At 68.5% G+C, this 11554-nt stretch carries 10 protein-coding genes; 6 read left to right on the forward strand and 4 right to left on the reverse strand.

The features are described 5' to 3' along the window. Nucleotides 1-112: 112 nt before the first annotated feature. The 3 genes from hemF to BLR05_RS03895 are packed head-to-tail and all read right to left on the reverse strand — an operon-like array spanning nucleotide 113 to nucleotide 3123. Nucleotides 113-1084, reverse strand: a complete 972-nt coding sequence (gene hemF / locus BLR05_RS03885) for an oxygen-dependent coproporphyrinogen oxidase (protein WP_167361189.1) — start codon at nucleotides 1082-1084, stop codon at nucleotides 113-115. Then, nucleotides 1084-2379 carry a phosphoribosylamine--glycine ligase gene (gene purD / locus BLR05_RS03890; RefSeq protein WP_092832458.1) on the reverse strand — a complete coding sequence of 432 codons (1296 nt, stop codon included), beginning with the start codon at nucleotides 2377-2379 and terminating at the stop codon, nucleotides 1084-1086. Before purD ends, hemF begins: the two co-directional genes overlap by 1 nt. Nucleotides 2380-2403: 24 nt before the next feature. Further along, on the reverse strand, nucleotides 2404-3123 hold the full coding sequence (locus BLR05_RS03895; RefSeq protein ID WP_092832459.1) for a YebC/PmpR family DNA-binding transcriptional regulator: 720 nt from the start codon (nucleotides 3121-3123) through the stop codon (nucleotides 2404-2406). Between the two features lie 236 nt (nucleotides 3124-3359). Here BLR05_RS03895 and BLR05_RS03900 point away from each other — a divergent pair, with 236 nt between their 5' ends. From BLR05_RS03900 to upp, 6 genes are all read left to right on the forward strand, one after another. Next, a complete protein-coding gene (locus BLR05_RS03900) occupies nucleotides 3360-4880 on the forward strand; it encodes a helicase HerA-like domain-containing protein (protein WP_092832460.1) in 1521 nt (506 codons plus the stop codon). Between the two features lie 136 nt (nucleotides 4881-5016). Beyond that, nucleotides 5017-6612 (forward strand): methyl-accepting chemotaxis protein, encoded by a 1596-nt coding sequence (locus BLR05_RS03905; protein ID WP_092832461.1) that lies wholly within the window; start codon nucleotides 5017-5019, stop codon nucleotides 6610-6612. Nucleotides 6613-6641: 29 nt separating this feature from the next. Further along, nucleotides 6642-7343 carry a glutathione S-transferase N-terminal domain-containing protein gene (locus tag BLR05_RS03910; RefSeq protein ID WP_092832462.1) on the forward strand — a complete coding sequence of 234 codons (702 nt, stop codon included), beginning with the start codon at nucleotides 6642-6644 and terminating at the stop codon, nucleotides 7341-7343. A gap of 79 nt (nucleotides 7344-7422) precedes the next feature. Further along, nucleotides 7423-8274, forward strand: a complete 852-nt coding sequence (locus BLR05_RS03915; RefSeq protein WP_092832464.1) for an enoyl-CoA hydratase-related protein — start codon at nucleotides 7423-7425, stop codon at nucleotides 8272-8274. A gap of 79 nt (nucleotides 8275-8353) precedes the next feature. Then, nucleotides 8354-9328, forward strand: a complete 975-nt coding sequence (locus BLR05_RS03920; protein WP_092832466.1) for a threo-3-hydroxy-L-aspartate ammonia-lyase — start codon at nucleotides 8354-8356, stop codon at nucleotides 9326-9328. Between the two features lie 42 nt (nucleotides 9329-9370). Further along, nucleotides 9371-10018, forward strand: a complete 648-nt coding sequence (upp, locus tag BLR05_RS03925; protein WP_092832467.1) for a uracil phosphoribosyltransferase — start codon at nucleotides 9371-9373, stop codon at nucleotides 10016-10018. Between the two features lie 126 nt (nucleotides 10019-10144). Here upp and BLR05_RS03930 read toward each other — a convergent pair. After that, nucleotides 10145-11554, reverse strand: a 1410-nt coding sequence (locus BLR05_RS03930) for a calcium-binding protein (RefSeq protein ID WP_279616000.1), incomplete at its 5' end; no start/stop codon positions are given.

Raw genomic sequence — 11554 nt, forward strand, 5'->3', positions numbered from 1 at the left:
GCCACCGCAGCGGGGTTGGTGAGTGTTTCCTGCCGGTTGCCCTGGCGAGGCGGACGCAGGCAGCTATTGAAATTATAGCTTTGTGCCCTCCGCGGGGGCATGCGGCGCAGGCTCACAGCCAGTCGCGGCGCACCACGAAGCGCCGCGTCAGCTCGGCTTCGGGCGTTCCCGGGGCGTCCTGCCGCTGGTAGGCCCAGCCCGCCAGGGGCGGCATGGAGAGCAGGATCGACTCGGTGCGTCCGCCGGACTGCAGCCCGAAATGCGTGCCGCGGTCCCAGACGAGGTTGAACTCGACGTAGCGGCCGCGCCGGTAGCACTGGAAGGAGCGCTCGCGGTCGCCGAAGTAGATGCCCTGGCGCCGCTGCACGATCGGCAGGTAGGCGCCCAGGAAGGCATCGCCCACCGACTGCATCATCGCGAGGCTGCGGTCGAAGCCCAGTTCGGAGAAGTCGTCGAAGAAGATGCCGCCGATGCCGCGCTGCTCGTCGCGGTGCTTCAGGTAGAAGTACTCGTCGCACCAGCGCTTGAAGCGCAGGTACAGCCCCTCGCCGAACGGATAGAGCGCGTCGCGGCAGCTGCGGTGGAAGTGCACCGCATCCTCTTCGAAGCCGTAGCAGGGCGTGAGATCCATGCCGCCGCCGAACCAGCACACGGGCGGCTGCCCGTCGCGCGCGGCGGCGATCATGCGCACGTTCATGTGCACCGTGGGCACATAGGGGTTGAGCGGGTGGAAGACCAGCGACACGCCCATGGCCTCGAACGGCGCACCGGCCAGCTCGGGCCGGTGCTGCGTGGCCGAGGGCGGCAGCGCGGCGCCGCGCACGTGCGAGAAGCCGCAGCCCGCGCGCTCGAAGACGCGCCCGCCCTCGAGGATGCGCGTGATGCCGTCGCCCTGCAGCGGCTCGCCGGGGGCCTTGGCCCAGGCATCCGAGAGGAAACGCGCCCCGCCCGCCCCCTCGACGCTTTCGATCGCGTTGGTGATGCGCGACTGCAGGTCCACCAGGTAGGCGCGCACGCGCTCTGCCGCGTCCGGCGGCGGCGCGGCAACGCCCGGGGCACGCCCCGTTCCGGATTCCGTCGCCATCAGCTCTTCACCGCCCGGTGGCCGATGTCGCGGCGGTACTGCGCGCCGTCGAAGTGGATGCCGCGCGCCACGTCATAGACGCGCTGCTGCGCCAGCTTCACGCTATCGGCCAGCGCCGTCACGCAGAGCACGCGGCCACCGGTGGTGCGCACCACGCCGTCCTGCAGCTCGGTGCCGGCATGGAACACCATGGCGTCGTCGGCATCCACCGGCAGGCCGGTGATGGCGTCGCCCTTGCGGGGGTTCTCCGGATAGCCGTGGGCGGCCATGACGACGCCCAGTGCCGGCCGGCGGTCCCACTGCAGCTCGACCTGGTCGAGCCTGCCGTCCACCGCCGCGCCCAGCACGTCCACCAGGTCGCTCTTGAGGCGCATGAGGATGGGCTGGGTCTCGGGGTCGCCCATGCGGCAGTTGAACTCCAGGGTCTTGGGGTGGCCCCTGGCGTCGATCATCAGGCCGGCGTACAGGAAGCCGGTGTAGGGAATGCCGTCCTTTTCCATGCCGCGGATGGTGGGCAGGATGATCTCGCGCATGGCGCGCGCATGCACGTCGGCCGTGACCACGGGCGCGGGCGAATAGGCGCCCATGCCACCCGTGTTCGGGCCCTGGTCGCCGTCCTTCAGGCGCTTGTGGTCCTGGCTGGTGGCCAGCGCGGCGACGTTCTTGCCGTCGCACAGCACAATGAAGCTCGCCTCCTCGCCTTCGAGGAACTGCTCGATCACGACGCGCGGCTCGGCCTTCCCGTTCTCGCCCTCGTTGTGGCTCACGCCGTACTTGTTGTCCACCAGCATGAAGTCCACCGCGTCATGGGCTTCCTGCGCGGTCATGGCCACGACCACGCCCTTGCCCGCGGCCAGGCCGTCGGCCTTGACCACGATGGGCGCGCCCAGTCGGTCGATGAAGGCATGCGCCTGGGCCGGATCGGTGAAGGTGTCGTAGTCGGCCGTGGGAATGCCGTGGCGGCGCATGAAGGCCTTGGAGAAGGCCTTGGAGCTCTCCAGCTGCGCGGCGGCCCTGGTGGGGCCGAAGATGCGCAGGCCGTGCGCGCGGAACTCGTCCACCACGCCGGCGGCCAGCGGCGCCTCGGGGCCGACCACGGTGAGGGTGATTTTCTGCTCCTGCGCCCAGGCGCGCAGCGCGCGCACGTCGGTCAGGGGAATGTTTTCGAGCTTGGAATTGAGGGCCGTGCCGCCGTTGCCGGGGGCCACATAGACCTTCGTGACCTTGGGAGACTGCGAGAGCTTCCAGGCCATTGCGTGTTCACGGCCGCCGCCTCCGATGACAAGAACTTTCATAGGGTGTCCGCTGCCGCGCGTGCCTCAGATCGCGGCGTTGTGATAGACCTCCTGCACGTCGTCGAGATCCTCGATCACGTCCAGGAGCTTCTGCATGCGCTCGGCGTCCTCGCCGGCCAGCTCGATGGTGACGTCGGGGCGCATGGTCACGTCGGCGGCATCGGGCGTCAGGCCCGCGGCCTCCAGGGCGTTCTTCACGGCCTCGAAATCGCCGGGCGCGGTGAGCACCTCGATGGCGCCGTCCTCGTCCGTCACGACGTCCTCGGCGCCGGCCTCCAGGGCCACTTCCATGACCTTGTCCTCGCTCGTGCCGGGGGCGAAGATGAGCTGGCCCACGTGCTTGAACTGGAAGGCCACCGAGCCTTCCGTGCCCATGTTGCCGCCGTACTTGCTGAACGCATGGCGCACCTCGGCCACGGTGCGCACGCGGTTGTCGGTCATGGTGTCCACGATGATGGCCGCGCCGCCGATGCCATAGCCCTCGTAGCGGATCTCTTCGTAGGTCAGGCCTTCGGCGTTGCCCGTGGCCTTGTCGATGTTGTACTTGATGCGGTCGGCCGGCATGTTGGCGGCCTTGGCCTTGTCGATGGCCAGCCGCAGGCGCGGATTGGCCGAGACGTCGCCCCCGCCGGCGCGGGCGGCCACGGTAATCTCGCGAATGATCCGGGTCCAGATCTTGCCGCGCTTCTCATCCTGCCGCCCCTTGCGGTGCTGGATATTGGCCCATTTGCTGTGTCCTGCCACAGGAAGTCCTTGCTGTTGTGTCTATCGATTAATCTAGGGAACCTCTGCACGAATCACCGCGCCGCGTGCATCTGCGGATCGGGCGGTCTGCGGCGTTGCAAATCCTCGCAATAGCCGGGCTATTGCTCCGGTGTGCGCCTTGCAGCCCATCCCGATCCACAGCGCACGCCTTCCGCTCGATTCGTCCAGAGGTTCCCGAGCGATCGCCGCGATTTTACTTTTGACTCCCACCAGCCATGGCCGAACCGATCCTGATTGCGAAGCACGACACCGCCGAATGCCACCTGCTGCCCGCGCTGGCCAACCGCCACGGGCTCATCACGGGCGCCACCGGCACCGGCAAGACGGTCACCCTGCAGACCCTGGCCGAGGGGTTTTCCCGCATCGGCGTGCCGGTGTTCATGGCCGACGTGAAGGGCGACCTCACCGGCATCAGCCAGCCCGGCCATATCGGCGAGAAGATGGCCGCCACCCTGGCCGAGCGCGGCCTGCAGCCGCCCGAGCCGCTCGCCTGCCCCACCACGCTCTGGGACGTGTTCGGCGAGCAGGGCCACCCCGTGCGCGCCACCATCTCCGACATGGGGCCGTTGCTGCTCGGCCGCATGCTGGGCCTGAACGAGACGCAGCTGGGCGTGCTCAACATCGTCTTCAAGATCGCGGACGACAACGGCCTGCTGCTGCTCGACCTGAAGGACCTGCGCGCCATGCTCGCCCACGCGGGCGAGAACGCCAAGGAATACACCACCGACTACGGCAACATCAGTGCCGCCAGCGTGGGTGCCATCCAGCGCGGGCTGCTGCAGATCGAGGCGCAGGGCGGCGACAGGTTCTTCGGCGAGCCGATGCTCGACATCAACGACCTGATGCAGACCGTTGATGGACGGGGTGTGGTGAACATCCTCGCGGCCGACAAGCTGATGCAGTCCCCGCGGCTATACGCCACCTTCCTGCTCTGGATGCTGTCCGAACTCTTCGAGCAGTTGCCCGAGATCGGCGACCCGGACCAGCCGAAGCTGGTGTTCTTCTTCGACGAGGCCCACCTGCTCTTCAACGAGGCGCCCAAGGTGCTGGTCGAGCGCATCGAGCTGGTGGTGCGGCTGGTGCGATCCAAGGGCGTGGGCGTGTATTTCGTGACCCAGAACCCGCTGGACATTCCCGACAGCGTGCTGGCCCAGCTGGGCAACCGCGTGCAGCATGCGCTGCGCGCCTTCACGCCGCGCGACCAGAAGGCCGTGAAGGCCACGGCCACCACCATGCGGCCGCAGCCCGGGCTGGACATCGAGGCCGCCATCACGGAACTGGCCGTGGGCGAGGCACTGGTGAGCCTGCTAGACGCCAAGGGCCGCCCCGGGCCCACCGAGCGTGTCTTCGTGCTCCCGCCCGGCAGCCAGATCGGTCCGATCACCCCGCAGCAGCGCCAGGCGCTGATGGCCCGTTCGCTGGTGGCGGGCGTCTATGAAAAGATGGTGGACCGTGAATCGGCCTACGAGAAGCTGCGCGGGCGCACCGGCGATGCCGTGCAGGCGCCGGCCGGCGGCAAGACCGGCACGGACGGCACCGGGGCCCCGTCCGGGGACGGCGGCCTGCTGGGGGGCCTGAACGACGTGCTGTTCGGCTCCACGGGCCCCCGCGGCGGCAAGAAGGACGGGCTGGTGCAGACCATGGCCCGCTCGGCCGTGCGCACCATGGGTACCTCGCTGGGCAAGGAGATACTGCGGGGCGTGCTGGGCAGCGTCTTCGGCGGCAGGCGCCGCTGACGGGCCGGCGCCACACCCCGCCACGGCGCCGCCCAGAAATATGGGAAATATGGAAAATATGGATACGCCAGCCACGACTGCGTGATAGAAAGAACGGGCCGCAGCCATCCCTGTCCATCCTTTCCGGAGCCAGACCATGAAAGTCTCCACCCGCCTCCTCGTCTTTTCCCTGGTGGCCATGGTCCTGCTGGCGACACTGGGCGCGATCTCGCTCTTCAAGCTGCGCAACTACGGCCTGGAAGAGCGCCGCGCGCAAATCTTCAACATGCTCCGCGTCTCCAGGACGCTGGTCGGCTACTACCAGGGCCTGGAGAAGAGCGGCACCCTGACCCGGGAACAGGCCCAGGACGCCGCGAAGAAGGCCCTGACCTTCCTCAACGACCAGCAGCGGAGCTACTACTGGGTCCGGACGCCGGAAGGCCTGAACCTTGCGCACTTCAATCCGAAGGTGGTCGGCACGCAATCCTCCGGCAAGGCCATGGACGGAAGTTCCGATACGGACGCCTACCTGAAGGCCATGCGCGAAGGCGTGGACGGCATGGGTATCGCCAGCATCCGCGCACAGCTGCCTTCCGGCGAGATGGCGCCCAAGCTCAACGGCGTCTATGCCTTCGAGCCCTGGGGCTGGTGGATCGGCACGGGCTTCTTCACGCAGGACATCGAGGCCGCCTTCTGGCGGCAGGCGCGCGTGATGATGGGCATCCTGGCCGGGGCCATCCTGCTGCTTGGCGGGCTGGCCTGGTACTTCGGCCGGTCCATCGTGCGCACGCTGGGCGGCGAGCCGGCCGAGGCGGCCCGGATCGCCGGGCGCATCTCGCAGGGCCATGTCGATGGCACGGTGCTGCTGCGGCCCGGCGACCAGGACAGCCTCATGCACAGCATCGGCCAGATGCAGGGCAACCTTGCGCGCATGGTGGCCGAGATCCGCTCCAGCGCCGATGTGATCTCGGGCGGCGCCGACGAGATCTCGCAGGGCAACGTGGACCTGTCCTCCCGCACCGAGGCGCAGGCCGCCTCGCTGGAGGAAACGGCCGCGAGCATGGAAGAGCTTTCCCGCACCATCGAGCTGAACGCCGCCCACGCGGCCCAGGCCGACCGCACTGCCAGCGAAGCCGCGACCCTCATGGAGAAAAGCCGCTCCGTGTTCTCGCGCATGGCCGACAACATGGGCGTGGTGAGCGGCAGCTCGCGCAAGATCGGCGACATCACGAGCGTGATCGACGGCATCGCCTTCCAGACGAACATCCTGGCGCTGAACGCCGCGGTGGAGGCGGCGCGCGCGGGCGAACAGGGCCGCGGCTTCGCGGTCGTCGCCTCGGAAGTGCGCACGCTGGCACAGCGCAGCGCCACGGCGGCGCGCGAGATCAAGGCGCTGATCGAGGACTCGGCCCACCAGGTGCACACCGGCACGGAACTGGTGGACGAGGCGGGCAGCACGCTGGACCAGGTCATGGCTGCCGTCAACCGGGTCGCGCAGATGATGACGGAGATTTCGAGGGCGACGGCCGAGCAGAGCACGGGCGTGGGCCAGATCTCGGAAGCGATCACCCAGATGGACTCGGTGACGCAGAGCAATGCCGCAGCCGTGGAGGAAGTGGCCGCCGTGGCCCTGAAGCTGAAGCAGCAGACCGAGAATCTTCGCCGTACCATCTCCGTCTTCAAGACCGGCGGCGAGCCGCAGGCCACGCATGCGGCCCTGCAGCTCGGCGGGCCCCTGGCGGCCTCCCGCTGAACCCACGACACTTCCACACCGCCCACAGCATGATCGACCTGCACTACTGGACCACTCCCAACGGCCACAAGATCACCATGTTCCTGGAGGAGGCCGGCCTGCCCTACCGGCTGCTGCCCGTGAACATCGGCCGCGGCGAGCAGTTCCGGCCGGAATTCCTGCGCATCGCGCCCAACAACCGCATCCCCGCCATCGTGGACCACGACCCGGCCGGCGGCGGCGAGCCGGTTTCCGTCTTCGAATCCGGCGCCATCCTGCTCTACCTGGCCGACAAGACCGGCAAGTTCATCCCCCAGGACCTGCGCGGGCGCACCGAGGCGCTGCAATGGCTGTTCTGGCAAATGGGCGGCCTGGGCCCCATGGCCGGGCAGAACCACCATTTCACGCAGTACGCGCCGGAGCCGGTGCCCTACGCCATCGACCGCTACGTGAAGGAAACCGGCCGCCTCTACGGCGTGCTGGACAAGCACCTGTCCGACGGGCGCGAGTACATCGCCGGCACCTATTCGATCGCCGACATGGCGAGCTACCCCTGGATCGTGCCGCACGAACGGCAGCGCCAGGACCTGAAGGACTTCCCCCACCTGGCGCAGTGGTTCGCGCGCATCCAGGCCCGGCCCGCCACCGCGCGCGCCTATGAACTCGCGAAGAGCATCAACACCGCGCCGACGGTGGACGAGGACGCGAAGAAGGTGCTGTTCGGGCAGGACGCGGGCACGGTGCGCCGCTGATCGGCCCCCGACGGTGCGCCCGGGGGGCCGTCGCGCACGTGACGGCAGGCGGCCGGGCATCCGGCCTAGAGTGCGCCGCATGACCGACACCGCCGCCCTCACCTGCTTCCGCCTGACCGTCACGGACCACGTCGCGCACCTGGTGCTCGACCGCCCGGAGGCGCTCAACACCATGCACCCCACCTTCTGGCGCGAGCTGGACACCGTGCTCGCGCGGATCCACCGCTCGGGCGACGCGCGGGCGCTGGTCATCAGCAGCACCGGCAGGCATTTCTCGGCGGGCATGTCGCTGGAGACTTTCGGCGGCGCCGTCGCCATGGACGACCAGAGCCCCGAAGGCCGCGCTGCCATCTTCGACCTGCTGACCGACATGCAGGCCACCTTCACCCGCATCGAATCGCTGCGCATCCCGGTCATCGCGGCGATCCACGGCGGCTGCATCGGCGGCGCGGTGGACATGGTGACCGCCGCCTGCATCCGCTACGCCACCGAGGACGCGTTCTTCTGCATCCAGGAGATCAACATCGGCATGGTGGCCGACGTGGGCACGCTGCAGCGCCTGCCCAAGCTGATTCCGCTGGGCATCGTCAAGGAACTGGCCTACACCGGCCGGCGCCTGCCCGCGGCCCGCGCCCTGGCCTGCGGGCTGGTGAACGAAGTGTTCGCCACGCAGGAGGCCATGCTGGAAGCGGCCCTGGCCTGCGCGCGGGAGATCGCCGCCAAGCCGCCCGTCGCGATCTGGGGCACCAAGCAGGCCGTGCACTATGCGCGCGACCATTCCGTGGACGACAGCCTGCGCCAGATGGGCTGGCTGCAGGGCACGGTGTGGAGCAACCGCCACGTGGGCGAGTCCGTGGGTGCGATGCGCGAGCGGCGCGCGGGCGACTTCCCCGACCTGGCACCGGTGCAGCGCTTCAGCGAACTGGGCTGACCGGGCCGGCGGGCTCCTGCCCGGTCTATGATGCGGCAACCCTTTTCCGGACACCGCACACGCTTCGCGAGGACGCTCCATGGAAACGCATCCCCCGGTCCCACCCACCTACGACGACGTCGCCGCCGCGGCCCGGCGGCTCGCGGGCATCGCCCACCGCACGCCCGTGCTGCGCTCGAGCACCGCCGACGAGGCCCTGGGCGCCCAGCTCTTCTTCAAGTGCGAGAACCTCCAGCGCATGGGGGCCTTCAAGTTCCGCGGCGCCTACAACGCCCTGGTGCAACTGGACGCCGCCCAGCGCGAGCGCGGCGTGCTGGCCTTCTCCTCCGGCAACCATGCCCAGGCGATCGCCCTCTCGGCCCGCCTGCTCGACATGCCCGCCGTGATCGTCATGCCCGAGGACGCGCCCGCCTCCAAGATGGCCGCCACGCGCGAATACGGCGCCCAGGTGGTCACCTACGACCGCTTCCGCGAAGACCGCGAGGCCATCAGCCGGCGCCTGGCCGACGAGCGCGGCATGGTGCTCGTGCCGCCCTTCGACCATCCCCACGTCATCGCCGGCCAGGGCACGGCTGCCGTGGAGCTGCTGGAGGACGTGCCCGGGCTGGACTACCTCTTCGTCTGCCTGGGCGGCGGCGGCCTGCTGTCGGGCTGCCTGCTCGCGGCCGAACAACTGGCGCCGGGCTGCAAGGTGGTCGGCGTGGAGCCCGAGGCCGGCAACGACGTGCAGCAATCGCTGCGCGCCGGGCACATCGTGCGCATCGAGACGCCCCGCACCATCGCCGACGGCGCGCAGACCCAGGCGCCGGGCGAGATCACCTTCCCGATCATCCAGCGGCTGGTGCACGAGGTCGTCACCGTGGCCGACGCCCAGCTTGCCCAGGCGCTCCGGTTCTTCGCCGAGCGCATGAAGATGGTGGTCGAGCCCACCGGGGCGCTCGCGCTGGCCGGCGCGCACCACGGCGGCATCGACCTGCGGGGCGCGCGCGTGGGCATCGTGGTGAGCGGCGGCAACGTCGATCTGCCGCGGTATGCGCGGTTTCTGGCAGACTGAAGGGTTGTCCCTTTTTTTACCTTCCCTTTCCCACGCCGCCCCATGAGCACCGAGCACCCCTCCGGCAACGTCCACGTCATCACGCACCCGCTGGTGCAGCACAAGCTGACCCTCATGCGCCGCAAGGACGCCAGCACCAACAGCTTCCGCCGCCTGCTGGGCGAGCTGAGCACCCTGATGGCCTACGAGATCACGCGCGACATGCCGCTGTCGGACATCGAGGTCGAAACCCCGCTCGAGACCATGACCGGCAAGGTCATCGACGGCAAGAAGCTGGTGCTCGTCTCCATTCTGCGCGCGGGCAACGGCTTCCTGGACGGCATGCTGACCGTGGTACCGGGCGCCCGCGTCGGCCACATCGGCCTCTACCGCGATCCGCAGACGCTACAGCCCGTGGAGTACTACTTCAAGATGCCCTCCGAGATGGAGGAGCGCGACATCATCGTGGTGGACCCGATGCTCGCCACCGGCAACTCCGCCGCTGCCGCCGTCGCCAAGCTCAAGGAACTCAAGCCCCGCTCGGTCAAGTTCATGTGCCTGCTGGCCGCGCCCGAAGGCGTCGCCACGCTGCAGAAGGCGCACCCGGACGTGCCGATCTTCACCGCCGCCATCGACCGCGAACTGAACGACCACGGCTACATCCTGCCGGGGCTGGGGGACGCGGGGGACCGGATTTTCGGCACGAAATGATGAAGATGGCCTGAGCCGCCCGCGATGGGCCAGCGCCCCCGGCATGCCGTGGGTCGCTGCGGTCCGCGGACCGGGCTCGCTCGCGCCCGCCGGGGCGGGCCGCGAGAGGGCACTGGCCGCCGACGATCAGGTCCAGTTGGTCGCGATCACGTTCGACAGGCTGCTGCGGTAGTCGGGTGGCAACGTCGTCTGTCCGGCGGCTGGAGGCGCGAAGCCTGCCATGGCCGACACCAGTGCATCCACCTGGCTGTCCAGCAGCACCTTTCCGTCGGACGTCTGGATCTTCTCCAGATGATTGGCGCTGCCCGCGTACCAGTTCGCGATCGTGGCCCGGTCTTCCGTACCGATGACGCTCACCTCCAGGTCGTTGCCTTCCCGGCGGAACCAGAGCTGATCGGTCGCGACTCCCGGTCCCACGGAGAGCACATCGACATTGCCGGATGTGGAGTCTTCATCGACGATCCGGTCAGCCTGCGAGCCGCGACTGAACAGGTAGGTGTCGTTACCCGAGCCGCCCACCAGCAGGTCCTGCCCTGCTCCGCCTTCCAGGGTGTCGTCACCAGCGCCCCCGTAAAGGGTGTCGTTGCCCGTTCCTCCCAGCAAAGTGTCGGCGGCTTGGGTGCCGTACAAGGTGTCGTCTCCTGGAGTTCCAGTCAGAGCCCTATTGGAAAGCTCGGCTACATCCCAGACCGTGCCGTCATCGAAGCGCACCTGCTGGATCGGATTGAAGAGGTTGGCGGGCGAGTCCTCATAGAAGAACGCCGATACCGTCACCTTGTCCGTCGTGCCGTCGATCGACAGCACCAGGTCATTGCCCGAGCGCCGTACCGTTACCCCATCCTTGGACACGCCGGCCTTGAACTGCAGCACGTTGCGCTTGCCCGCCGCCGTGTCGTGGTAGTGGTCGATGCGGTCCTGGCCGTCGCCGCGCCCGAAGATGAACGTGTTGTTGCCGAAGCCGCCATGCAGGTAGTCGTTGCCCGCACCGCCTTCGAGCACGTCATCGCCCTCGTCGCCGCGCAGTTGGTCGTCGCCCTCACCGCCCTTGAGCACATCGTTGCCCTGACCGCCGTACAACTGGTCGTTGCCCGCGCCTCCCGAGAGCGTGTCGTTGCCGTTCTGGCCGTAGATCTGGTCATCGCCTGCCAGGCCATCGATCACGTCGTCACCAACGAACCCCTGCAGCGAGTCGCCTTCAGTCGTCCCGATCAGCACCTTCCTGGCCAGTTCGCTCACATCCCAGACCGTGCCGTCGTCGAAACGCACTTCCTGCAACGGGCTGAATGCATTTCCCGGCTCGTCCTGGTAGAAAAACGCCGATACCGTCACCTTGTCCGTCGTGCCATCGATCGACAGCACCAGGTCGTTGCCCGAGCGCCGTACCGTCACATCGCTGTTTGCCACGCCGGCCTTGAACTGCAGCACGTTGCGCTTGCCCACCGCCGTGTCGTGGTAGTGGTCGATACGGTCCTGGCCGTCGCCTCGCCCGAAGATGAACGTGTTGTTGCCGAAGCCGCCATGCAGGTAGTCGTTGCC

It is taken from the genome of Paracidovorax cattleyae (genome assembly GCF_900104515.1).
Taxonomy (GTDB): Bacteria; Pseudomonadota; Gammaproteobacteria; order Burkholderiales; family Burkholderiaceae_C; genus Paracidovorax; species Paracidovorax cattleyae.